Below are 25,268 nucleotides of genomic sequence, written 5' to 3'. Positions count from 1 at the left end.
GTTGAAAATTTAATTCTTGTAGAAACATTGTTTTTGTAAGAAAATATTTTATATTTATCAAATAAGTTTCCCCTAAATATATTAAGTCATTTTAAATACACCAAAAAAGTACATGAAACGAATTTTTAGAATTTTCCCTATCGCACTAATTTTATTGCTGTTCTGTTGTGAAAAAGATCAAGAAATTGAAATACAAGAACAGGAATATGTAAAAGAAAACGTAATTAAAAGTCATTTTGTAAAAGGAGATTCCATAAGAAATGTGAATAAAGACTTGGATCGCTTTTTACACACACGCTTTGAGCGGAATGCTTCTATTGCAAGTGAAAACGATGCAATTAACAGTTACGGATTTACTATCGATACTGAAAAAATTATACAATTATCTACGGATGCATACACGAATTATATATTTACGACACATCGCGGGATCGCTACAACAGCGTATACGGAAAATTATGTATTAACTATATTTCAAGATGGAAGTTATATGCAGTCATTAATTTCATATCCGTTAATCGATGTTGCAGGCACGCTAACGGCTGACATAGATAATGCGACAGCTATATATATTGATGATACAATCTTACTTACAGGTACAGAATCGTCTCCTTGTGGAAATACCTCAGAAGAAATCATTGGTTGGAGTGACGATGTCAATTGTTATTACTTAGAATGTACCGCTGGCGGTCGCCATAGTTGGGGAGAATATTGTAGTGGATCTCCAAGCCAACAACCTGCAAGGATTTGTATGGGTGGTTGGATTGCTACGGGTTGCATAACCTATGGCGCCTCGTATCCAAGTAATACCTTCCCAACAACAAATACTGGAAATGCTACCAATACAACACAGCCTGATCCTACTGATGAAGTTCCTATTATTCCGTTTGTTCCATATTGGCAACGTGTTGTTTCGTGTGTAAATAATGGTGCGACAGGCACATTGGGAAATTCGGCAGCCTTACCACTTTCCGATAGTGATATTGCTTGGCTTCAAAGCAAGGCTGGTTCGGCACATGCCGCAGCTATATTTGATTTTTTAGTAGAAAATGGATGTAATGAAAATGCCAAGGATTTTGTAAAACAAGCGGTGGAAGCACTGCAAAATGAAGCGGATGTTGATTTTGAAGAAAAAATCATTATGGACAACTCTTTGGAGAACTACCCTTGTCAGAAAAAAATCATCAAAGAAGCATATAGTTTAAGAACTCCTATTTTAGATTTATTTAGAGATATTTTTGAAAGCTCTGTGGTCGTTACGCCAAACGCCGGCACCATTAATGTGACATATAGAGCTGATAATCTAGGAAGCATATTATATTCCGCAAACACATTACCCAATCCATCAGACAATGCTCAAAGTTTTAAAACAACTTATAACACACTTCTTTTAGATAATTGTACAGATTTAAAATTAGCAGGAACTACCGTACACGAAGCAATACATGCAGTATTATTACATTATTTTTACACTGGTGGATTAGTTGTAACATCTTCAAATGCTAATCCTACCTATAAAGAATTGGTAGAAGCATTTGTAGCACATAGAGAACAAATTGGAGATAGTAATACTCCGCAACATAACTACATGGTCAATTTAAAAGATATGATTTCAGATGCTATATATTTATGGGCAACTACAAAATCCAATTATACTGATGCGCAATTTTCAGAATTTGACAGTAACCCAAATGATACCATTCAAGATGGACTCAAAGAATTCTGTAAAATATTAGCATGGTCAGGTCTTATGAATACTACCTCTTTTAATGAATTATATCCTTTATATCCACCAAATCCTGCTAGAGATTATATTGAAAGTATAATAAATCATGAACGCAGTTCGAGTCCTCAGTCAAAAGGAACAAAAATATCAACTATGAATTGTAATAATTAAACTATGAAATTAACATCTATAATTGTAATATTTCTTTTGTTTTTATCTTGTAAATCACAGAAAATCACTAAACCGGATTATAAATTGGTAAACATGGTCGTGGATTCTTTGGTTAATCTTGCATACTATGATTCTATTGGGTTAAAAATAGAAACGTTAAATTCTAGGTTAAGTAAAGAACGTGTTTTGAATTCTGGATTTTTGTATAATAAAGATGGAAAGTATATAAATCAATGTCCTGGTAACGAAATTGGCGATAGTTTGTATAAAAAATTCGATTATGAGGAATTCATTTCAAAACCTCAAACTTGGGACTTAAAGTATATCAAGAATGATTATTTCATCTCCAATTTTTCTCTTAAAACTCAGCGCTATAAAGAAAAACTTGAAAAGTTAGTAAATGATAATCAATCACATCTTAGAAAAGATATGAAAGAAGCTCTGTGGATGAACGAACGCGGTCATATTATTCATCTAATTTCAACGCCTATTTATTCAGATAAAAAAGATATAGCTCTAGTTCTTGTAAGGAAATATTTTAATGGACTACAATCATGGCAATTGCGTAAAAATACTAACGGAGAATGGTACATATTCTGTATCAAACAAATTGAATTTGAATAGTCCTAATGTCTCCAAACTAAATATCAATGAACCACGTAACTAAATATTTGAAATTAATAATAGTAATAAACATTATATTTTTTTTTACCTCATGTAGCATATTAAAGTCACAAGAACAAAAAACACTTGATGATATCAAGCAAATTGCAAAACTCAATTTTGAAATGCAGTTTAGATCTAATAAAAGAGCCAAAGTAAAAAAGAATGAGGCGTATATATACCTTACTATTTCTCAAAATGAACGCTTTATTCATTTCTTACTTAACGAAGAGCGCATGCGAAGTATTATTAAAGACACTACTGTTCTAAATCAGTTATTTAATAACAAAGAAATTGAACACTATAAAAAACAACTTACTAATGCCAATGACATAGAAGTTGTTATAAACTTTGTGGACTGTGATAGTATAAGAAAAAAACCTCAAATAGTTAGAGGTGTTGAGGTTCTTTCTAGTAGTGTATTTACAATGATGTTTCCTGTATTTAGTAGAGATGGTAATTACGCAATCTTTACATCTGGAATGGAAGGCAACTTTTATGGTATAACTATTTATAAAAAATACGATAATGAATGGAAAGGTGAATATTATTTTTTAGCTGGAATAAGCTAACACAAAAAACACATCCACACTAATTACATGCATCCTTTCAGAGTTGATAGGCATCAGAATAAAAAACCAAATCTACTGGCACATTTTTAAATACTTTCCTACGTTAGCTAAAAAAGTTTTGTTAAATTCGTGACTTTCGTACACTACAAATACTTTTATTCGCTTTCATGCACAAAATCATAGGTTTCATATTACTTTGTGTAGTTTCTAATGCTGTCGCGCAAACTGATGCTACATTTTGCCAAAAAGCAAGTTTGGTATTAAAAACCTTAGAAAATAATCATTATCAGCCCAAAACTATTGATGATGATTTTTCCAGCTATGTGTTCAACACATTTTTTAAACGAATTGATCCTAAACGAATCCTTTTTGCTAAAAGCGATATTTCAAATTTTGGAAATCTTGAAACAAAACTGGATGATTTCTTATTGGATAAAAAATGTGATTTCATTGAAGGATTGAGCAAATCTTACGAAAAACAATTGCTAGCAGCTCAAAAAAGTATCAAAACTGTCACGAAAAGTAAACTTGATTTTTCTGGGAAAGATTTTGTTACCTTCGGAAGCATCAAAGAAGAATCGCAATTTTCTAAAAACAGAAAAACACTTCAAAATCGCTGGACAAAAAAGATTCGAATTGAAATTATTCGCGATTACTTGTCACTGTCAAATCCTTCCAACTTCAAAAAAATAAAAGGGCAACTAAAGTCGAAAATCATCGATGAAAACAATTGTTACATTCAAGATAAACTCAATGTTGTCAATGGAATTCAATCATATATTGAAACTACATTTTTAGATATTATCTGTTCCTATTTTGATCCGCATAGCAATTATTTTGATCCCACAGACAATGGAAATTTTCTAAATTCTATCGGAACTGAAACCAGCTCTATTGGTGTTTGGTTTTCAAAAAATAACGACGGGAAAATTGTGGTTGCAGGTTTACAAACAGGAAGTAAAGCTTGGAAAGAAAAAGAAATCAACGCGGGCGATTTGGTACTTTCGGTAAGTACAACAGAAGAAATTCTGAAAACAACTTGTCTTTCACTAGCTAGCTTATACGATTTTATCAATGATGAAGAAAATACTTCCATCTCAATCCGTGTGTTGACGGCAAAAAACATCACGAAAACTGTTACACTTGCCAAGGAAAGCTTAAAAATTGAACAAAACGCCATCAATACATTTATCCTAAAAGGAGAACATAATATTGGATACATTTCATTGCCAAGTTTTTACACAAACATAGATTATGGTTTTGGAAGTGCTAATGATATTGCCAAACAATTATTCAAATTGAATGCTGTACAAATTGACGGTTTAATATTGGATTTGCGCGACAATGGCGGCGGTTCTATGAAACAAGCTATTGATTTAGCAGGAATGTTTATTGACAAAGGTCCGCTAGGAATTTATCGTGATGCAAAAAATAACCGAGAAATTATCAAAGATTTCAATCGTGGTACACTATTTACCAAACCGATGGTCATCTTGGTAAATCAAGGAAGTGCTTCTGCTTCTGAATTTATCACGGCAGCATTGCGCGATCATAATAGAGCCATTGTTGTAGGAAGTAAAACGTATGGAAAAGGAACAATTCAACGCGTCATACCACTAGAAAACGAAATTGGTTTTGTAAAAATTACGATTGACAAAATGTATGGTTTCAAAGGAAATACGCATCAAGCTTCAGGAATTATTCCTGATATTCAATTCCCAAGTGTATATGCAGGTATTGAAGATGGCGAACGCAGTAATGCAAATTTCATCAAAAATGATACGGTTTTAAAAGATGTCTATTTCAAAATACCAAAAGCTGTTAATTATGAAGCCATTCGTACAAAAAGTGAAGCGCGCATGCAGCAAAATGCAGCTGTAAAAACCATAAAAGACATCAATACACGATTGCTTTCTTATTTAAATCAAGATCGAAAAATGGCACTATCTGTTAATGGAATTAAAAAAGATAATGAGTTTTTTGATGCAATTTTTGAAAAAAGTGACGATTTAGAAATGAAGCACGCGACATTTAAAGTGGTCAATTTAGAAGATTACAAAGAAATTTTAGCATACAATAAAAACAAAGCGACACTCAATTCGTACACGCTTAAAAATATTCAAACTGATCACGAAATTGAAGAAACCTATCAAATCATTTCTGATTATATAAAACAACTTGCCAATTAATAGTCCTATGAAATCAAACTACTTTCGATTACTGCTGATCGTACTTTGCGTACTTAGCTTTCAAACTACAACAGCGCAGAAATTTAAAAATGCCAATGCATATTTAAGTTTTATCGGAAAAGAAAACGGTAAAATAAGCAAAAGCATGTGGAACTACACCAAATCGTTGGCACACAGCAAAAGTCCACGAAAAGTTGAAGGCGATCGGAAACGTTTGTTAAAATCTATAGAACGTGCCATGATCAAAATAAAAAAGGCAACTCCGTACGAAGGCGAAGACACGTACAAAACGCGTGTGTTGGAATATATGGATTTGTATTCGAGTTTGTTAAAAAATGATTATGCGAAAATTGTAGACATGAAAGAAGTTGCCGAACAATCGTATGATTTCATGGAAGCGTATATTTTAGCACAAGAATTAGCAGACAAACGTATGCAAGAAGCGCAACAAAGTTATGCGGAAGCACAAAAAGACTATGCGGCGCGCAACAATATCAAACTGATTGATAAGGAAACTGAGTTAGGGAAAAAGATGAAAATTTCTAATGAAGTATTTGATCATAAAAATGATGTCTTCTTAGTATTTTTTAGAAGTAACATTCAAGAAAGTTTTATGTTAGAAGCGCTATCTTCCAATGATATCAGCGCTATTCAGCAAAATGCAAATGCCTTACAAACCTTTGCAAAAGAAGGCATGATTGCCGTTGATACCATTGCATTGTACAAAGAAGATAAAGCGTTGGTAAAAGCTACAAAAGAAGCATTGCAATTCTACATTGATGAAACTGAACATACAATTCCTAAATTGTTGGAATTCTTTCTATTAAATGAAAAATTTCAAACCATCAAGGAAGCAATTGACAAAAAAGCTCCAAAAGACAGAACAAAAAAAGAAATTGACACATATAACAATATGGTTAATGAAATCAACACTGCTGTAAATGATTTCAATACAACCAATGAAAAATTAAACAAAGAGCGAACAAAAATCGTAACACAATGGAATGCGGCTTCGGCAAAATTTTTAAGCCGACATATTCCAAAAGAGTAATACAACATATATATTTGTAAAAAATAAAAAGTACTAGCATATGGGAAGAGCATTTGAATTTAGAAAGGCACGAAAAATGAAACGTTGGTCAGCAATGGCAAAAACCTTTACACGTATTGGTAAAGACATTGTGATGGCGGTAAAAGATGGTGGGCCAAATCCTGAGACAAATTCAAGATTGCGTGCGGTAATTCAGAATGCAAAAGCTGCCAACATGCCAAAAGATAATGTTGAGCGTGCCATCAAAAAGGCTTCTGATAAAAATACCGACAACTATAAAGAAGTTCTCTTTGAAGGATACGGACCGCATGGAATTGCCGTTTTAGTAGAAACTGCCACAGATAACAACAATAGAACGGTTGCCAATGTGCGTAGTTATTTCAATAAATGTGATGGAAATTTAGGTACACAAGGTTCTGTTGAATTTATGTTTGATCATACGTGTAACTTCCGAATTCCATCTGAAGGTCAAGATCCTGAAGAGTTAGAATTAGAATTCATTGATTTTGGTGTAGAAGAAGTATTTGCAGATGATGACGGTATCTTATTATACGGACCATTTGAAAGCTTTGGAACCATTCAAAAAGAATTGGAAAACAGAGAAATTGAAATTTTATCTTCTGGTTTTGAACGCATTCCACAAGTAACAAAATCACTCGATGAAGAACAAACTGCCGATATTGAAAAGCTTTTAGAAAAGCTGGAAGAAGATGATGACGTGCAGAATATTTATCATACCATGGCAGAATAACATAAAACATACAATATATACAAAGTCGTTTATCTTAAAATAAGCGACTTTTTTTATGGCTTAACCGTAATTTATTGACGATTAACTTTTCTATATTTACCTCATAACCAACAAATTATAGAATCATGTTAAAAAACATCTTACAATTAGACGGAACAAAAAAATTAGACAAAAACGTTCAAAAAGAAATCTTAGGCGGTAGAAAAGCAAAAGAATGTGTCTCACAAGCGAACTGTACTATCAATCAAATTTGCCAAAATGGAACTTGTTTTGATTGTTATGATCCGTTTACGGGATATTGGTATTGCTAAGCGAATACGAAAAAAAATTTTCATTACACTACTTTTTACAAACTATAAAATACGGTTTTACCTTACAAATAATACACGTTTTTCACACAATTAAACTGAAAACTGACGTACATTTACAACATCATAATTAGTTTATATAAAAGTTATTTCAGAATAAAATTTGAGTGTTAGTGCATAAATAAAATAAAGGAGAGAATTCGCTAAAAAAATTTGTATCATTTTTTCATATGTGAATTATTAAGTTAATACTAAGTTTTCTTCAAATTTTGATCAAAGCGTATTTCTCTTCTTTTTTATGCCAAACATAAAAGCATTCAAAGTCTTTCCCTTTCTCAAACAAGCATCTTCTATCAACTAGGTTTAAGATAAAAATAGTTTAATTCAACATTTATAATTTAACATCTAACATTTTAACTTTCCTCTTTCTTCTTTACTCTATGTTCTATACTCTCAACTCTATATTCTTTACTCATAACTCTTTGTTCTATATTCTATACTCTCAACTCTTTACTCTTCGCCCACATACAACCCAAACTTATAAACTTTTTTTAACTCCAAACTCATTGAACGCGTCCGCTGGACTTTACAAAACTGAGAGAAAAAATTTTTGAAAAAAGATCCCGTTAGACAACGGGATGAATTCAACTAACAGTGTTGCTAGCGCTTTTCAAGCTTTGCAAAACTGAGTTTTATTAAAAAAGCAGGCCGTAAGCCGGATCCTGTCAAAGCCTTATCATTTATCTAAAATTACCGTTACCAGCAACTTTTATCTGCCTACCCTTGAACATCGAACGTGCCGCTCTCAAACGCTCATTTACATGGCATTGCACCTCGTAGAGTTTACCTGGTTTCACTACAGCATTACCTGTACATACTTTCTGCTGCACTTGTCCTCGCCTTTCGACGGACGGATGTTATCCGCTACAATGCACTATGGTGTCCGGACTTTCCTCCTTGTCCCAAACTTGATTTGGCACACGGCGATAAGGTAGCCTGCTCTGTGCGCAAAAGTACATAAATGTTTGAGTATTGTAAGAAAGTAATAATTAAAAATTAATTACTTTTATTTTTCTTACATTTATATTAAAAATAATCATCATGTTTACAAAAATGAAAACTTCAGTTATACTTCTATTTAGCGCTTCAATTTCTAATTCAGAGGACTTTAATTCTATAGAAACTACTGGTAAAGAAGTTACTATACCAGCTGAACCAAATGATGATACGAAACACTTCTCAGATGACAAGCCATCAGCTAAATTTAACTTAATGAAAACCAAGTATTTTATCATTGTTTTTTTATCAATATGGGTATTTCAGCTATTACTTAGTTTTTTTAATACAGATTATTTAGTTAGCTTTTTTAATTCACCATCCAAACTGGCGTATATAACTTTTGCATTTAGTATTCTTAACAAAATTAAGTCTCTTATGTTACTCATGATTGCTTATAAAATTTTTACGTACCCTAACCGTTCAGACTTTTTAAATTCTTAATGAAAATTGACTATTCAGTTATATTTTGGAAAATGAATGCTATTGATTCGCTATAAAGTCTTCAACATTTTACAGGGAAACTTCCAGAAGATTCTTATGTTATAAATTTCGAATCACTATGTTAATAAAAAAGCAGAACTATCTATAGTTTTGGGATGTATGATTTGAATTGTATTGCTATATTTGTCCTTTGAAGATTACCTAAATTCTATGGAACATTTCATTGTATCAGCTCGTAAATACAGACCGCAAACATTTCAAGATGTTGTCGGTCAACAAGCGATTACAAATACTTTAGAAAATGCCATAGAACGCAGTCATTTAGCGCAAGCACTACTATTTTGCGGTCCAAGAGGTGTTGGAAAAACAACTTGTGCACGTATTTTGGCAAAGAAAATCAATCAAGACGGAACTGAAAATCCTGATGAAGATTTTGCTTTTAATATTTTCGAATTGGATGCCGCTTCAAATAACTCGGTAGATGATATCAGAAGTTTAATTGAGCAAGTGCGGATTCCACCACAAGTGGGAAAATATAAAGTGTATATCATTGATGAAGTTCATATGTTATCACAAGCCGCGTTTAACGCGTTTCTAAAAACCTTAGAAGAACCGCCAAAACACGCTATTTTTATTCTGGCAACGACCGAAAAACACAAAATTATTCCAACGATTTTATCAAGATGTCAAATTTTTGATTTTAAACGTATTGGTGTAAAAGATGCCAAAGAATATTTAAAATATATTGCCGAAAGTCAAGGTGTAGAAGCCGATGATGATGCACTTCATATTATTGCACAAAAAGCAGATGGCGCCATGCGTGATGCCTTGTCTATTTTTGACAGAGTCGTTAGCTTTTCAGGAAAACAATTAACGCGACAAGCCGTTACGGAAAATTTGAATGTGCTTGACTATGAAACGTATTTTACGGCTACGGATTTAATGCTAGAAAACAACATTCCGCAGTTATTGGTAGATTTTAACAATACGTTATCAAAAGGATTTGACGGACATCATTTTGTTGCTGGAATTGCTTCGCATTTTAGAGATTTATTGGTTTGTAAAAATCCTGCTACGATTGCTTTGTTAGAAGTTGGCGATCAAACAAAACAGAAATACTTAGAACAATCGCAAAAAACGTCACAGCAATTTCTAATGAAAGGAATTGAGCTGGCAAATGATTGTGATTTGAAATATAAAACAAGCAGAAATCAACGACTTTTAGTTGAATTGTGCTTAATGCAACTTGCCTCTATCAATTATGATGGAGAAAAAAAAAATAGCAAACGGTTCATAATTCCCGCTACCTTCTTTTTGGTAAATGGTAAAAAAATTGATCCAATTGCTAAAACTCCTGAAACAACTCCAGTAGCCAACAATTCCAATCCAGAAACGGAAACTACTGCAACAGAACAGCCTGTAAAAACGACAGCACAAAAAGTGCAAACGCCACCGCCAGCAAAGCCGAAAATTGATATTTCCATGATGCGAAATAAAGTTTCTGGTTTGTCGCTATCGAGCATTAAAGCAAAGCAAGAACATTTGAAAAAACAGCAAAATAAAGTTGTCGATCAAAAAGATTTGCCAAGTGATCCTTTTACGGAAACACGCATGCTAGAAGTTTGGAATGCTTATGTGGAAAAGATTGATAAAAAAGGAGAAAAAATTATGTCTTCGCTCCTATCTACAGATGTTCCAAAGTTGAAAGATGACACGGTCATTTCCATAGAATTGCCAAATGAAACTATGCGTATTGAGATAGAACGTGCTCAATATCCATTGCTGGAATTTGTTCGAAGAGAACTGAACAATTACGATGTCACGCTTGAAATTAATGTAAACGAATTGACCGTAAAAAAGTATGCGTTTACAACTCGTGATAAGTATGAAAAGTTGAAGGAAATTAATCCGTTAGTTGAACGTTTGCGAAGAGAATTTGATTTAGAAATATAAGTAAAAAGATGATGTTAGGACTAAAATTACCAACCGATCCACGTTGGGTAAATATTGCAGAAAAAAATATTGAGGAAATTTTAACCGATCATGCTTTTTGTGAGCAGAAAGCGACTAGCACAGCCATTTCATTGATTGTAAGTTTCCCTGAATATTCTGAATTGGTAGAAGCGATGATAGCTTTGGTAAAAGAAGAAATTAGTCATTTTAAAATGGTACACGATCGTATTCTTGCCAGAGGTTGGAAACTCGGACGCGATCGTAAAGATGAATATGTTTCTAAATTGCTTCAATTTTTCCCAAAAGGCGGAAGCAGAACAACACAATTGGTACACAGATTATTATATGCCGCTTTGATAGAAGCCAGAAGTTGCGAACGTTTCAAACTACTTTCTGAACATATAAAAGATCAAGAATTAGCAACTTTCTATAAGAATTTAATGGTTAGTGAAGCCAATCATTATACCATGTTTTTAGGTTTTGCTCGTCAATATGGCGACCGAACTGAAGTGGATGATAAATGGCAAGCGTTGTTAGATTATGAAGCTGAAATCATGAAAGGTTTAGGTACTAAAGAAACCATGCACGGGTAATTTGTGCGTATGTTAGAGTGCTACACTTTAGCCAATGAAAACAGTTTTGTGTACAATACACAGGTTTCGAGTACCGTATTTATTATTAAATAAAACCCATAATTTATAAATTGTGAGTGGTAACTGTATAATTATAGCTGTTTTTAATACTCAACATTGATTATATATTTATATTTATATCATGGGAACCAACCAATTATAAGCTATGAAAAAACTTTACACTTCTATTTTACTACTCTTTCTAAGTTATTCTATATATGGGCAAAACGATCCTGAACTGTTAGGACAATGGTATTTGCACTATGTAGAAGTAAATAGCAATAGAACGTATGTTCCTGCATCTACGAACAATCCATCTGTATATTTAACTTTTAACAACGATGGAAGTCCTGGTTTCCCAACATTTGATGGCGACAGTTCTTGTAATGTTGTCTTAGGAGAATATGATGTAAATGCTACAAATGGTACGATCAACTTCCCTTACTATGATTCCACATTACTTTTGTGTCAAGGAGATACTTTTGAAACCATGTACTTAAGTGTTCTATTTGGTGGTAATCCGAACACGTTCAATTATACCATAGACATTCCTAACGAATCTTTAACAATGGTAGATTTATCAGGAAGCATATTGGAGTATGGAAGACAAGCGCTATCAACTGAAGAAAATGCAACTACTGTAAACACCGTAAAATTATATCCAAATCCCGCTAGAGAAACACTTTTTATTGCTGATTTTTCTATTGATTCCACAACTTCATACACAATTTATAATCTTACAGGAAATAGTGTTATCACTGAAAGTAAATTGACTCAAAATGCTATTGATATCAATTCATTGAAAGCAGGAGTTTATTTTTTAAGAGTTACACAACAAGAAAAAACAACGATTAAGAAGTTTATTAAAATATAGTTACTCACGCTTCATTTCGCATATTGAAGTGTTGTAATTATAATAGAAAAACGTCAAACTGAATATATCAATTTGACGTTTTTTATTTTCTATGACTAGAAATTGAACCTTTTTCCATCTATAATTCTTAGAATGAAGCAAGTACAATTTACAATCTGTATGTAACTCCAATTTGAATTATTGAATTTTTCCCTTCTAAATTTGGCGCTCTATCTTCATCAAACATATCTGCTAAACCAAGGCTATAACGAGCTTCTACCGATACATTTTCTATAAATTCTATTCCGAAACCTGCATTTACGGCATAATCAAAGTTTTTAAAATTGTCTTCAAACTCGTGAATTTTCACACCAATTTGTGGTCCAACTTGAAGATTGATTGCATTTGTAATATTGTACTTTAACATTAACGGAATCTGCAAATAGTCTGCTCGCAATGCTTTTTCTTTGGCTCCTTGTGCAGAATATAAAAATTCAGGTTGAAAACGTAAGTCTCCAGCAAGATGCATATCTACAAAGAATCCAAATACAGCGCCAATTCTAGTATCGTTGAAACCATCTTGAATGTCATCAAGATTTGTTGCACTGTAATTCGACAAATTGATTCCTGCTTTGAAACCGTATTTCGTTTCTACGTCGCCATCGTACGTTTCTTCTTCTACCGTTTCTGTCGTATTTTCATTTTCTGTTTCTTGAGCAAATAGTGTAAAGCTACATAGCAAAAATGAAAGTAGTAAGATTTTTTTCATCTGTTTGGTTTTATTGTTATGGTATCGAATTTTTATATTTTTTAGAACGAAAGCAAATTTAATTTCATTAATTTATGAATTGTTTCGTTATCTGAATTAAATGTAAGTATTGCATATTCAAAAACTTAAAATATTCGGTGCATTTTTATCATTTTTCGATGTTTCGAAGAATAATGTCTTTATAATACCATCTGAAAGTCCAATTTTAGGAACATATATCTTACGAGCACCACTCCATTTGCATGCAGAAAGGTAAATTTTGGTTGCCGGAATGATCACATCGGCTCTGTCAGGGTTGAGTCCTAGTTCAGAAATTCGTTCTTCATACGTTAAACTTTGCAAAAACTGATATTGCGCATTGAGATAAATGTATGATAAAGGTTCTCCAATTGGTGTCCCAGACATTTTGTACAATTTGTTGATGTTTCCTCCTGAACCAATGAGTGACAAGCGTTTTAAGTCTTTCGTATTTCGCTTAATCCATCGTTCATAGGCTTTCCAGTCGGCGTCAGTAATCATTTCATTTAGCAAACGAACCGTTCCTAGCTTGAAAGATCGTGATGTTTTCACTTTCCCATTAGAGAAAATAGTCAACTCCGTACTTCCACCTCCAACATCGACATATAGATAGTCTTTTTCTTTGGCAATGACATTGTGAAGATCTGTAGAAGCTATGATTTCCGCTTCGCGTTTTCCGTCAATGATATCGATTTTAATGTTTGCCTTTTTCTTGATACGCTCTACAACAGCAGCACCATTTTTGGCATCACGCATGGCAGAAGTTGCACACGCCATGTACATTTCCACACCATGAACATCCATGAGCAAACGGTAAGATTTCATGGCATCCGTCATACGGTTGATATTCGTTTTAGAAATTTCTCCATTGGTAAATACGTCTTGCCCCAAACGAATAGGCACGCGGACTAACGAACTTTTTTTAAATTTTGGTTCTTTGCCTTCTTCTTCAATTATATTTGCAACTAACAATCGTATAGCATTCGATCCAATATCAATGGCAGCAAATTTTCTAATCTTCAAAATGAAATTCTTTTATGTGTTAATTTGACATTTTCTGTAAATAATAGTCATACGTTGCAAATTGCGAACGTACTTTTGCAAGCTGATTGGTACGATATGCATTGTCTTGCTTTAATGAAAATACACGCGCTTTTACATTATCACTCCAACCAATATTAAAAGTATCCAACAGTTCTTTTTTGATATCTTCATCATATATTGGACACGAAACTTCAACTCTTTTGTCAATATTTCGCGTCATCCAATCGGCAGAAGATATATATACTTTTGGATCTCCGTTATTCCCAAAGATAAACATTCTTGGATGTTCTAAAAATTTGTCTACAATACTTATGGCTTCAATATTTTCACTCATTCCTTTCACGCCAGGAATTAAACAACATATTCCACGAACTATGAGCTGTATTTTTACACCTGCTCTGCTTGCATCGTATAGTTTATCAATAATTTTATAGTCCGATAAACTGTTAACTTTTATTTTTATATATGCTTCTTTACCTTCTTGTGCATTTTTGATTTCGGTATTGATCATTTTGTTAAATGCATTTCTCGTGTAATGAGGCGAAACAATTAAGTGTTTGTATTTGGCAACTTTATAGTTTGTTTCAAAGAAATCGAATACTTTCCCTACTTCTTTTAGAATGTCTTGATCTGCCGTAAATAGTGTGTAATCGGTGTAAATCTTCGCTGTAGATTCGTTTACGTTTCCAGTACTTACAAAACCATAACGTACTATTTTATTGTTTTCAAGACGTTCGATCACACAGGTTTTACTGTGAACTTTTAAACCGGGAACACCAAAGATAAGATTAATACCTTCGCTTTGTAATTGTTCTGCATATTTTATGTTTGCGGCTTCATCAAATCGTGCTTGCAATTCAATCTGAACCGTTACTTTTTTACCATTTTTTACTGCGTTTACTAATGAACTCGCTACATGCGATATTTTTGCCAAACGATATATGGTAATTTTAATGTCTTTTACTTTCGGATCTAGTGCTGCTTCTCGCAAAAAGCGAACTACGTATGAAAAGGTATGATACGGAGCAAATTGCAAGTAATCTTTTTGTGCTATTTTTTCAAAAATACTTCCTTCCATACTGAATCCTTTAATCGGCAATGGCGGATACGGTTTGTAGAGTAAATCTTTTCTTCCGAGACTTGGAAACGACATGTAATCTCTACGATTGTGATAGCGTCCACCAGGAATTAGACTGTCGATATCGTCAATTCCCATTTTTTCAATAAGGTATTCAAATGTGTCTTTTTCGATTGTTTTATCGTATACAAAACGAACTGGCGTACCACTTCGGCGACCTTTTACACTGGAAGATATTTTTTGAATAAAACTTTTTGATAAGTCGTTGTCAATGTCCAATTCTGCATCACGTGTAATTTTAATCATGTGTGCTGATAAACTTTCGTAATCAAAAATGCTAAAGATATTGGCAAGACAGTGACGAATTAAGTCATCTAAAATGATGATATATTTTTTGTCGCCTTCACTTGGAAGCACAATGAAACGATCAATTGTTTTGGGAATTTCAATTAAAGCATAGCGAATTTGTTTTACTTTTGGTTTGAAAAATCGCTTCACTTTACTGGTACTTGTATTCCGAACTTGTTCTTTGAGCACCATTCTGATTGCCAAATATGCCGCTTTGTCTTTTAAACTTGGCATTTCGTCAATGTCGTTTAAAATGATGGTTACCAACGCGGGACTTACTTTTTCTATAAAGTATTTTTCTATGTATTCGCTTTGACTTTTGGATGCTTTATTTTCATTGACGATAAAAATATTTTCCTTTTCAAGCTCATTTTGCACTTCATTTAGAATCCGTAAACTTTCCGTTTGTTGCTTGATGACGATTTCAGTGATTTGTTCTAGTAAATCTTTTGCTTTTGTTCCTCCTAAAACACTTCGTCCGCCTTTTCCTGCTTGTGCAATACGTTTTACCGTGGCATATCGCACTTTGAAAAATTCGTCAAGATTGTTTGAAAATATTCCTATAAAGCGCAATCGTTCAATTAATGGAACTGTTTTGTCTGCTGCTTCTTGCAATACACGACCGTTGAACTGCAACCAACTAATTTCTCGGTTTATGTATTTATTTTTTGATTGTTGCATAGTTATTTTAAGTCTTTTGGAAATACTTTTAGTACTGTTTTTCCGTCTCCAAGTTTTCGCCATGATGTTGTTTCAAATTGAATCATGACAAAACCACTTGTTGGCACATTGTCGAAAAATTTGTCTCCGTAGGTATTCACAACTGCTGTAATTGCGTGATTGTGTCCAAAAACCATTAAACGATCTACGGAATCATCACAAGATTTGATGGTTTCTAATAGGCTTGAACCGCCAAAATCATACATGCCTTCTTTGATCGTAATGTTTTCAAACGGATAGTCGAGCGTTCTACAAAAAATAGCGCAGGTATGCAATGCTCTGTTTGCAATACTTGAATACACTACTTCTGGCATTTCTATCTTGTCCACAATGTGTTTTGCTACTAAATGAGCGTCTTGGATTCCGCGTAATTTTAGTGGACGATCTTTGTCATCTACAGGATATTCCCAAGATGATTTGGCATGTCGGACAATGTATATCGTTTTCATTTTGTTTGTTTTATGGCGATAAACGCTCTAATTTCCATGAATAATCTTCTTGCAATTGGTACCGCATTCGATCGTGTAAACGGTTGGCTCTACCTTGCCAAAATTCTATTTCTTGTGGTTTTATGATGAATCCGCCCCAATGTGAAGGTCGTTCAATTTCTTTTCCTTCGTAAGCGGTTTCTAATGCTTTTAATTTTTCTTCTAAGACAGTTCTGGAAGCTATTACTTCACTTTGTTTGGAAACGATGGCGCCTAGCTGACTTCCGCGTGGACGCGATTCAAAATACCCATCGGAAAGGTTTTCGGCAATTTTTTCCGCTTTCCCTTTGATGATAATTTGGCGTTCCATTGCTGGCCAAAAAAATGAAAGACAGACATTAGGGTTTTCGGCGATAGCCAATCCTTTTTCACTTTCGTAATTGGTGTAGAAAATGAACCCTTCATGTGTGAATTTTTTGAGCAGTACAATTCTACTTTTCGGAAAACCATCAGTTCCCAGCGTACTTATCGTCATTGCATTTACTTCCGCTACTGTTTCGGATTTTTCTACTTCTAGAAACCAGTTTCGAAACATTTCTATTGGATTTTCAACACAATTTTCTTCCAGCAGTTCGCTTTTTTCATAGGATTTTCTGTAATCGCTTAAATCTTGTTTCATTCGTTTTTATTCACGCGTTTTAGCAACTTTTTATAGTGAATGCAATTTACAGTTTTTCATTCGTATTTTGAAGTAAAAACAATCTGATTTACATTAAGTTTTTATGAAGTAATTTTTGCAACATTTAAACATAAAAAAAGAGACAACCGAAGTTATCTCTTTTTAATCCATGATGTATGGTTTTCTTATTTTTCTTTACAATGATCAAAACAAATTGATTCCATAAAATAAATACTTAAACAAGGTAAACCTGAAGTTCCTCCTTTTACGGTTGTGTTTTTGAGGTTAGAAATTGATTTTTTGTTGAGTTCCAAGTTGTTGATTTTCTTTTTTTTCATTCTGGTTAAAATTTAATATTAGTGTTAATTATTTGGTTTTACAATTGTTTGATGTATCACAAGATCCATCCCTAGTTCTTATGTCAGAACCTCCCGTTATGTACCTTTGATTAAAGTTAGAAACTACTTTTTTGTTTAGAGCTAAACTTTTGAAATCTCTTTTTTTCATGATTTTGTTATTTATAATGCCTTTGTTATATAGGTTTTTTGCAATACCTTTCAATTGATTGTTCGATTAAAATTAGGAAGTGTTGCAGAGGAATAAAAATGTATGTAACGTAAATTGGATGATTTAAGGGGATAAAAAAAGGACAACCAAAGTCGTCCTTTTTCATGTATATTGGTGTTTCTGATATTATTGCATATCTAAAAACTCACAAATAACGCCTGTAGTTCCAATTCCACCAGTATTTCCACCAGTTCCAATTCCGCCACAACCTACAGCGGTGTTACACGCATTACAACTCACTCCAATACATGTATTGTCTAAATGGTCGTCCGTGTGATTGCCACCACAAGCGGTTCCAAAAATAGTTCCTCTGTCATCTCCACCTTTAAATTTTGAAGCATGCAAGTCAGAAATAGATGTTTTGTTGAGTCGTAAACTGTTTAAATTCTTTTTTTTCATGATTTTAAAATTTTTAATATGCCTACGTTTGTATAGGTTTTCGGCACTACCTTCCAATCAATTGTGAACCGAATGTAGAAAGGATTTTATGCGAAAAAAAACGTATGTAACGTAAATTGGATGATTTAAGTGATAAAGACAAGAATTGATTTTTGTTATCCTTTTTAGTAACTATGAAGCATGATTTTCCTTTTATTATATACCATAAAAAAAGGAGCGATAAACGCTCCTTTTTCCTTCTTCTCATTTTATTTTTAGTAACAATACTGATTTCCACATCTGGTGTATAAAGCAGTTTGTGTACACGTTGGTGTACATGAGTAATGACCACCTTTTACTGCATTTTCTTCTAATTTAGAAACTTTCTTTTTGTTAAGTGTTAACTTTAAAGTTCTTGATTTTTTCATGGTTATAGATTTTTTAAATATTGCCTACTTTTACTAAAGGATTTCGGCTTTACCTTATCAATTTTTGGTAAAATTAATACTACAACTTACGGAATAAAATAGTACTTTAAAAAAAGTAGTTCCTCAAATTAAGTAATTTAAGTCATAACTATTTTGCCGCCCAACATATATTTTGTTCATCTGGGTGATTGCTCATATTTGGATCCGTTGGTACTGTTCCGCCTTTTACTTTCAACGCCTTTTCAGATGTAAATTGAGCAATTGCAATTTTTGAAAATTGAAACTTTTTTGCTTGTCTTTTTTTCATAATACGTATTGTGTTTAGTTATTAATACATGTTCTCTTCGTGATAAATCTATCAATTAAGTCTGTCTATACAAGAATTATAAACCTTAAATCATCTAATTTAAGGTATGAAAAAATACTTTAAAGCTTATTAGCCGACTGAAGTTTTTCTATTTCTTTTATATAGTATGAAGGATTGATTCCTGTCGTTTTTTTAAAGTGTTTTGTAAACGATTCGGGGCTTTTGTATCCAACTTCTTTCGCAATGTGCTTGATGGCATATTTTCGAAATTGTTTATCCGCTTGCAATCGTTTGATCGTATAATTGATTCGCAGCGTATTGATGTATTCATAAAATGCTTTTCCTTCGTGCTCTTTTAAAATTTTGGTAAGATATGTTCCATTCGTTTTTGCTTTTTTTGCCATTTTAGACAACGAACAGCTTACTTCTAAATAGTATTCTTGCTCTTCAAGCTTTTTTAATCTTTTGATAATTTCATGAACTTTTGCATCGTTGATGATAATTTTATTTGTATTCGTTTTTGGCGTTGATTTTTCTTGCACTTCTGATTCTTTTTGAAGTTTTATTAAGGCTTCAAACTTCATTTTATCGCGCTTTGCTTTCTTCTTGTAATAGAAAAAACAACCTAATACTGCTACTAAAAGTGCAAAAATGATATAGAGTAGTTTTTGTTGAAATTTTTCTTTTTGCTTTAGAATATCAGCCAACTCTTTGTTCTGACTTTTGTATAATGTTGCTTTTACTTTGTTGTTGTTGTCATTGATTTCTATGCTTAGCTTTTTTTGATTGGATTTTACAAGTTCTATAAGCTTCTCATCTTTTTTTAGTTTTTGATAGCATTCGGCTAGTAAGTTATAAGTGTCTACTAATTCTTGCGGTTCAAATTTTGAATTTTTTATTTCATCAGAACCATCAATAATCACAATTACTTGTTCAAATTGTTCACTTGCCAATTCGTATTTTCCCAATCCATAGTAGCATTTTCCTATGTAAAATAAGGATTCCGCAGAACGTTCATCATTTTTTATTGCTTTTGTATAGTTTGTTACTTTATACAGATTTTTGAGCGCTTCTTTGTATTCTTTTTTTTGTGTGTAGGCAATTCCGATATCATGATAAAAGTAGCTTTCTAACATTTTATCGTTGAGTTCTTTTGATATTTTCAGTCCTTTTCTACTGTAGTATAATGCGGAATCTGGCTTGTTGAGTGTTAGCAATGTTCCGCCAATTCCCATAAATATTCGCAGCTTATTTGCTTCAGAAACCTCAAAATCGTTGGCTTGTGCATACATTTCTTTGTAAATATTTAGCGCTTCTTGTTTGTCTCCAATGTTTCGCATCACTTTGGCAGTATTTACTTGTGCAATGCATTTCCAGTTTCCATATCCGTGTGTAGTTGCTATTTTGTTTGCCTTTTGATAAAAATCTAATGCTTCAGAATTTTTCCAAGTGAGTACGTATGCATTTCCAATACCAATGTTGTAGCGGCATTTCATTTCGGTATAGCTATCTTTTTCTAACAGTGGAAGTTGTCTTTTTAGTAAGTCAATAGCTTTATCATAATCGCCCAAATGTGTCATGACAACGCCTTTTTGCAAATATCCTTCTAGTAATTGAAACGTATCTTTTGCTTTTCTGGCTGAAAAAATCAATTCATCACTAAATGCTAAGGCTTTTGGAAGATCGGTTTTTTTGTATTCTTTAATCAGTGCGAGTAATTGCTCCGATGTTTTGTTAGAACTTTGTTGATGTTCGGAAGTGGTTTTTTGGGTACATTGACATAAACTAAAAAGCATTACTATTCCGATAGTAATTCTTAGAATTCTATAGATATTCATATGTAAAGCTGTATTTTTTTAATTAAACTCAAACACTTTTCCATCGTCTGCCAAGACCACATTTTCAAATACGGTTTCAGCTTCTTCTTTAAATTCTTGAATACTGTCATAACGTGTTGAGAAATGTCCTAAAACGAGTTGGCCAACATTGGCGTCTTTGGCAATCATTGCCGCTTGTTTTGCGGTTGTATGCTTGGTTTTTAAGGCTAAATGATCGTGTTTGTCTAAAAATGTAGCTTCGTGATATAAAACATCTACTTCTTTAATTTGATCAATTATTTGGGGAAAATATACAGTATCACTACAAAAAGCGTACCCTTTCGATTTTGGAGGATCGAACGTTAATTTTTCATTTGGAATGACTTCGCCAGAATCTAACGTAATGTCTCTACCATTTTTTATGTTTTGATAGTAACAGCGTTCTATTTCATAATTTAAAACTGCATTGATATTGAGTTTGCGTTCTTTCTCTTTTTCTTTGAATAGAAAACCATTGGCATATACACGATGATTTAGCGGAATGGTTGTGACCGTTACTTTGTCATCTTCAAATAGCACTTCGGGTTGATCACTTTCCAATTCGTGAAAACACAGTGTGTAACTCGTCCAAGATTTGGTTAGTTTTAATTGTAGTAAGGTTAGCTCTTTTAATCCTTTTGGACCGTAAATGTGTAGATCTGCACTTCTACCCAAGAGCATAAACGTGGAGATCAGTCCGATAAGTCCATAGAAATGATCTCCATGTAAGTGTGAAATAAATATGTGTTTGATGCGTGCAAATTTTACTTTGCTACGGCGTAATTGCACTTGTGTTCCTTCGCCACAATCAATGAGAAAGATATGATTGCGAATTTCGAGCACTTGTGCTGTTGGATTTGTATGTTTTGTTGGTGTTGCGGCATAACAGCCAAGTATTGTTAATTTCACACGTTTATATTTTATTTCGTAACAAAAATATAATTATAAAATTAAGAATATGTGTAATTACTTCGATCTCTCAGTAAAAGTTTCAAAAATTTGATCTTCATCATCTATTTTTAACATTTACTATGTAGATTTCGTTAGTGTTTTCTGTAAACTTTAGAAGCCTAAATCGCGTTCTATTTCTTCCATTTCAATGACATCAAAAGCTTCTTTTAATGTTGGTACAGTCATGATGGCATCTGGCAATTCGTCCGTACTTATTTTATTCGTTACAATCACAAATGAATGTTTGGCAGCTCTGTGTGTTTTTGAGATTTGCAAAAATTCTACCAAGTCGCTTTTTTTCAAATTTTCAAACGAGAAAAGATTGACAATAATATTATCATGCTTAATTTCATCGTAACGCGCATTGATTTTTTTTACAAGTTCTATCGTATTTGCAGATTCTTGTGTGATGATCAGAATATTTTCTTGTTTGTCTAAAATCATAGGTTAAAAGTTTAGAGGGTTTTTGCTGTATTTTTAGGTTATACTAACCAATTTACAAAATTTACAGCATACCTTTTACATCAAAAACAGCTTTAACGCTATTTTAGTCAATAATCGAAATTTAAAATGCTCCAAATTTTGCTTCGTGACTTATATGTGAATTCTATAAATTTACTTCACAAACGAGTTGTCAGGCAATTAACGCTACAATTTTAGGAATGCTTTTTTCTAGTTTTTTATTTTTGAAGCTAGTAAGTATATGACAGCCATTCGTACGGCAACTCCATTTTCAACCTGATTTAAGATGATTGATTGTTTGGAATCTGCTACATCACTCGTAATTTCCACACCTCGGTTAATTGGTCCTGGATGCATGATTACAATTTCTTTGTCTAATGAATCAAGTAAGTTTTTTGTGACTCCATATTGCTGTGCATATTCGCGCGTAGACGGAAAATAACTAATGTCCATACGTTCGTTTTGCACACGAAGCATGTTGGCTACATCGCACCATTCTAATGCTTTTCGTAAGTTGGTTTCAACTTGTACGCCTAAACTTTCAATGTATTTTGGCAAGAGTGTTTTGGGACCACAAACTTTTACATTTGCGCCTTGTAGTTTTAGTGCAAATATGTTTGATAAGGCAACTCTACTGTGTAATATATCGCCAACAATCACGACATTTTTTCCAGCTACATCGCCTAGTTTTTCACGAATAGAATACGAATCTAACAATGCTTGTGTAGGATGTTCATGTGCGCCATCTCCAGCATTTACAATACTTGCGCTAACATTTTTAGACAAAAATACGCCCGCACCAGGATTTGGATGTCGCATGACTACCATATCGACTTTCATGGAAAGAATATTGTTTACGGTATCGATGAGTGTTTCTCCTTTTTTCACAGAAGATTGCGAAGCTGAGAAGTTAATGACATCTGCTGACAAACGTTTTTCGGCTAGTTCAAACGACAATTTTGTACGTGTACTGTTTTCAAAAAATAGGTTTGCAATGGTAATATCGCGTAAAGAAGGTACTTTTTTTATAGGACGATTGATCACTTCTTTAAATTGATCCGCCGTTTCAAAAATGAGTTGTATATCTTCTTCTTTGAGATATTTGATTCCAAGCAAGTGGTTTACACTTAATTCACTCATTTCTAATTGTCTTTTTCGTGATTAATAAGATATATCATGTCTTCGCCATCATTTTCCAACCAGTTTACTTTTACTTTTTCTTTGTTGATGGCATCTACTTGTCGACCTCTGTAATTTGGTTGAATTGGCAAGTGACGACTAAAGCGTCTGTCGATTAATACTAATAATTCTATTTCATCTGGACGTCCGAACGATTGAATTGCCGTTAATGCTGCGCGAATACTTCTTCCGGTGTACAATACATCATCGATAAAAACGACTTTTTTATTTTCAACCACAAAGTTGATGTTCGTTTTGTTTGCTTCAAGTATTTTTTCGCTGCGGCGGAAATCGTCTCGGTAAAAAGTGATATCGAGATAGCCTAATTCTATATTTTTTACATCATATTCATCACGTAAAATACGTGCCAAACGTTCTGCTAGATAAATTCCTCTAGGTTGAATTCCGATCAATACAGTATTTGAAAAATCAAGATGATTTTCGATCAGCTGGCATGCCAATCGATGTAGAATAATTCCGATCTCTTTTGAGTTCAATAAGATTTTTTGACTCATAGTTTTACTCCAAATGGTCTTTGGAAGACAAAAGTACAGATTTATTTTGAACAGTAGTTGAAACTTGTACTACTTTTTACAAGTTATACCATTCTATAGCTTTTTGTTTTAATGGATTTTTACTCCAGTCAGACCATTCATTCGTATATGGATCGTATCCACATTTTAAGGGTTTTGAATAATTGTCTTCAGGATTTTCTCTATACGCTCTGCAATCGGTACAGATGTATCTGAATTCACAGTCCTTACAGATTTCTATTTGATCTTTTGTAATATTCCAGTATTTTTTGAAATCTTTTTGGTGCAACGCTTCTTCTAACGTTGTGTTTTCAATGTTTCCATAACTTTCAGACATTGACGGACAGTTTTTAATGTTGCCTTGTGTGTCGATTGAGATTTTTCGGTTTAGGCAGGAATTGTGTTGCAAACTTTCTGTATAAGCTTTTATGTTTGGTACAAAATATTCTTGTGAAATTACTCCGCAGTGTGAAGCCGATTTAATATTCTTGGTTACACATTTAATATATTTTGTATGATTCTCTTTTAATGGAATGATAACATCTTCTTTTGTATGATTATAAATCAAGAAAGAACTAATTCTAGGTTGTTCTCGAAATAATTCTACAAGTTTTATGACGCTAAACTCTTTTGTAAAAGAAACCACAAAATTTATTGAAGATACAATAGATTCTGTTTCGTTTAAATAATCTAATAATTTGATAATTATACTGAACTTTATTACATTAAAAAATCGAATTTGTACATGTTTACAGTTCAAATCATCTAATTGTGAAAGTACTTTTATAACATCATATTCTAAATCTGAATTTATATCAATAATTGCATTAGTTATTTTTGAAGCCTCAAACCATTCTATATTCAGTTTGGGATAAAATTCTGGCGTATTTGTAAAAAAAGCATACTCATGTTCTACTAAGAAGTTGAGATATTCATCAACAACCTCATAATCCGATTCATTGTATTGTGCTTTTATTTCTTCATTTGTTTTCCCTTCATACTGTTCGATAAGGTTTTGTAAATCATTTGGAATAAGTTTCACTTCATTACGTTGCAAGTCACAAATAGTACTTCTATTTGCGCCCTTAACAATAATACAATTACTATGCATGTTAAAAATTGGGGCTGTACTCATAAAAAGTTCTTATAATTTG

General features: G+C 33.0%; 26 protein-coding genes and 1 other RNA gene. 11 read left to right on the top strand and 16 right to left on the bottom strand.

Annotated elements, in window-relative coordinates:
* The first annotated feature begins 112 nt into the window (after window positions 1-112).
* The 7 genes from AA089_RS16020 (at window position 113) to AA089_RS15990 (ending at window position 7,434) form a co-directional block, all read left to right on the top strand.
* Window positions 113-1,897, top strand: coding sequence for a hypothetical protein (locus AA089_RS16020; protein ID WP_046757997.1), 1,785 nt, complete (start codon window positions 113-115; stop codon window positions 1,895-1,897).
* A 3-nt stretch (window positions 1,898-1,900) separates the two neighbouring features.
* The gene (locus AA089_RS16015; protein WP_046757996.1) at window positions 1,901-2,521 is read left to right on the top strand and encodes a hypothetical protein; all 621 of its coding nucleotides are present in this window, start codon (window positions 1,901-1,903) and stop codon (window positions 2,519-2,521) included.
* A 26-nt stretch (window positions 2,522-2,547) separates the two neighbouring features.
* Window positions 2,548-3,132 (top strand): hypothetical protein, encoded by a 585-nt coding sequence (locus tag AA089_RS16010; protein ID WP_046757995.1) that lies wholly within the window; start codon window positions 2,548-2,550, stop codon window positions 3,130-3,132.
* A 167-nt stretch (window positions 3,133-3,299) separates the two neighbouring features.
* Entirely contained in the window at window positions 3,300-5,321 is a 2,022-nt protein-coding gene (locus tag AA089_RS16005) for a S41 family peptidase (RefSeq protein WP_046757994.1), read from the top strand.
* Between the two features lie 7 nt (window positions 5,322-5,328).
* The gene (locus AA089_RS16000) at window positions 5,329-6,372 is read left to right on the top strand and encodes an LIC11966 family surface protein (protein WP_046757993.1); all 1,044 of its coding nucleotides are present in this window, start codon (window positions 5,329-5,331) and stop codon (window positions 6,370-6,372) included.
* Between the two features lie 40 nt (window positions 6,373-6,412).
* Complete coding sequence (locus AA089_RS15995) at window positions 6,413-7,123, top strand: YebC/PmpR family DNA-binding transcriptional regulator (protein ID WP_046757992.1); 711 nt, start codon at window positions 6,413-6,415, stop codon at window positions 7,121-7,123.
* Between the two features lie 125 nt (window positions 7,124-7,248).
* Window positions 7,249-7,434 carry a hypothetical protein gene (locus AA089_RS15990; RefSeq protein ID WP_046757991.1) on the top strand — a complete coding sequence of 62 codons (186 nt, stop codon included), beginning with the start codon at window positions 7,249-7,251 and terminating at the stop codon, window positions 7,432-7,434.
* 693 nt (window positions 7,435-8,127) lie between these two features.
* On the opposite strand, the gene rnpB is transcribed toward AA089_RS15990, so the two are convergent.
* An RNA gene (gene rnpB / locus AA089_RS23815) (RNase P RNA component class A) lies at window positions 8,128-8,434 on the bottom strand.
* Window positions 8,435-8,532: 98 nt separating this feature from the next.
* On the opposite strand from rnpB, the gene AA089_RS15985 reads away from it, so the two are divergent.
* The 4 genes from AA089_RS15985 to AA089_RS15970 all read left to right on the top strand — a co-directional run bounded on the left by AA089_RS15985 (window position 8,533) and on the right by AA089_RS15970 (window position 12,390).
* A complete protein-coding gene (locus AA089_RS15985) occupies window positions 8,533-8,931 on the top strand; it encodes a hypothetical protein (protein ID WP_046757990.1) in 399 nt (132 codons plus the stop codon).
* A gap of 210 nt (window positions 8,932-9,141) precedes the next feature.
* Window positions 9,142-10,884, top strand: a complete 1,743-nt coding sequence (locus tag AA089_RS15980) for a DNA polymerase III subunit gamma/tau (RefSeq protein WP_046757989.1) — start codon at window positions 9,142-9,144, stop codon at window positions 10,882-10,884.
* Between the two features lie 11 nt (window positions 10,885-10,895).
* Window positions 10,896-11,477, top strand: coding sequence for a tRNA-(ms[2]io[6]A)-hydroxylase (gene miaE / locus AA089_RS15975; RefSeq protein WP_046758023.1), 582 nt, complete (start codon window positions 10,896-10,898; stop codon window positions 11,475-11,477).
* A 205-nt stretch (window positions 11,478-11,682) separates the two neighbouring features.
* Window positions 11,683-12,390 (top strand): T9SS type A sorting domain-containing protein, encoded by a 708-nt coding sequence (locus tag AA089_RS15970; protein ID WP_046757988.1) that lies wholly within the window; start codon window positions 11,683-11,685, stop codon window positions 12,388-12,390.
* A 148-nt stretch (window positions 12,391-12,538) separates the two neighbouring features.
* Here AA089_RS15970 and AA089_RS15965 read toward each other — a convergent pair whose 3' ends face one another.
* The 15 genes from AA089_RS15965 to gwsS all read right to left on the bottom strand — a co-directional run bounded on the left by AA089_RS15965 (window position 12,539) and on the right by gwsS (window position 25,249).
* On the bottom strand, window positions 12,539-13,138 hold the full coding sequence (locus AA089_RS15965; RefSeq protein WP_046757987.1) for a porin family protein: 600 nt from the start codon (window positions 13,136-13,138) through the stop codon (window positions 12,539-12,541).
* A gap of 117 nt (window positions 13,139-13,255) precedes the next feature.
* Complete coding sequence (locus AA089_RS15960) at window positions 13,256-14,182, bottom strand: Ppx/GppA phosphatase family protein (protein WP_046757986.1); 927 nt, start codon at window positions 14,180-14,182, stop codon at window positions 13,256-13,258.
* A 16-nt stretch (window positions 14,183-14,198) separates the two neighbouring features.
* Window positions 14,199-16,307: a polyphosphate kinase 1 gene (gene ppk1 / locus AA089_RS15955; RefSeq protein ID WP_046757985.1), complete on the bottom strand. Its 2,109-nt coding sequence runs from the start codon at window positions 16,305-16,307 to the stop codon at window positions 14,199-14,201.
* A gap of 2 nt (window positions 16,308-16,309) precedes the next feature.
* Window positions 16,310-16,795, bottom strand: a complete 486-nt coding sequence (locus AA089_RS15950) for a SixA phosphatase family protein (protein ID WP_046757984.1) — start codon at window positions 16,793-16,795, stop codon at window positions 16,310-16,312.
* Window positions 16,796-16,805: 10 nt separating this feature from the next.
* The gene (pdxH, locus tag AA089_RS15945) at window positions 16,806-17,453 is read right to left on the bottom strand and encodes a pyridoxamine 5'-phosphate oxidase (RefSeq protein ID WP_046757983.1); all 648 of its coding nucleotides are present in this window, start codon (window positions 17,451-17,453) and stop codon (window positions 16,806-16,808) included.
* Window positions 17,454-17,638: 185 nt separating this feature from the next.
* Complete coding sequence (locus AA089_RS24875; protein ID WP_156169058.1) at window positions 17,639-17,791, bottom strand: hypothetical protein; 153 nt, start codon at window positions 17,789-17,791, stop codon at window positions 17,639-17,641.
* A gap of 355 nt (window positions 17,792-18,146) precedes the next feature.
* Window positions 18,147-18,419, bottom strand: a complete 273-nt coding sequence (locus AA089_RS15940; protein WP_046757982.1) for a hypothetical protein — start codon at window positions 18,417-18,419, stop codon at window positions 18,147-18,149.
* 254 nt (window positions 18,420-18,673) lie between these two features.
* Window positions 18,674-18,826, bottom strand: a complete 153-nt coding sequence (locus tag AA089_RS24870) for a hypothetical protein (RefSeq protein ID WP_156169057.1) — start codon at window positions 18,824-18,826, stop codon at window positions 18,674-18,676.
* A gap of 148 nt (window positions 18,827-18,974) precedes the next feature.
* Window positions 18,975-19,133: a hypothetical protein gene (locus AA089_RS24865; protein WP_156169056.1), complete on the bottom strand. Its 159-nt coding sequence runs from the start codon at window positions 19,131-19,133 to the stop codon at window positions 18,975-18,977.
* A 119-nt stretch (window positions 19,134-19,252) separates the two neighbouring features.
* Window positions 19,253-20,971: a tetratricopeptide repeat protein gene (locus AA089_RS15935; RefSeq protein ID WP_046757981.1), complete on the bottom strand. Its 1,719-nt coding sequence runs from the start codon at window positions 20,969-20,971 to the stop codon at window positions 19,253-19,255.
* 18 nt (window positions 20,972-20,989) lie between these two features.
* Entirely contained in the window at window positions 20,990-21,898 is a 909-nt protein-coding gene (locus AA089_RS15930; RefSeq protein ID WP_046757980.1) for a ribonuclease Z, read from the bottom strand.
* Window positions 21,899-22,051: 153 nt separating this feature from the next.
* Window positions 22,052-22,384 carry a hypothetical protein gene (locus tag AA089_RS15925; RefSeq protein ID WP_046757979.1) on the bottom strand — a complete coding sequence of 111 codons (333 nt, stop codon included), beginning with the start codon at window positions 22,382-22,384 and terminating at the stop codon, window positions 22,052-22,054.
* 228 nt (window positions 22,385-22,612) lie between these two features.
* Window positions 22,613-23,542 (bottom strand): aspartate carbamoyltransferase catalytic subunit, encoded by a 930-nt coding sequence (locus tag AA089_RS15920; protein ID WP_046757978.1) that lies wholly within the window; start codon window positions 23,540-23,542, stop codon window positions 22,613-22,615.
* 2 nt (window positions 23,543-23,544) lie between these two features.
* The gene (pyrR, locus tag AA089_RS15915; protein WP_046757977.1) at window positions 23,545-24,096 is read right to left on the bottom strand and encodes a bifunctional pyr operon transcriptional regulator/uracil phosphoribosyltransferase PyrR; all 552 of its coding nucleotides are present in this window, start codon (window positions 24,094-24,096) and stop codon (window positions 23,545-23,547) included.
* 76 nt (window positions 24,097-24,172) lie between these two features.
* On the bottom strand, window positions 24,173-25,249 hold the full coding sequence (gwsS, locus tag AA089_RS15910) for a grasp-with-spasm system SPASM domain peptide maturase (protein ID WP_046757976.1): 1,077 nt from the start codon (window positions 25,247-25,249) through the stop codon (window positions 24,173-24,175).
* Window positions 25,250-25,268 lie beyond the last annotated feature (19 nt).

Origin of the sequence: Kordia jejudonensis (genome assembly GCF_001005315.1) — a bacterium.
GTDB classification, from domain to species: domain Bacteria; phylum Bacteroidota; class Bacteroidia; order Flavobacteriales; family Flavobacteriaceae; genus Kordia; species Kordia jejudonensis.
The sequence above is the reverse complement of the archived record's forward strand: the minus strand, read 5'-3'. Positions and strand labels throughout refer to the sequence as shown.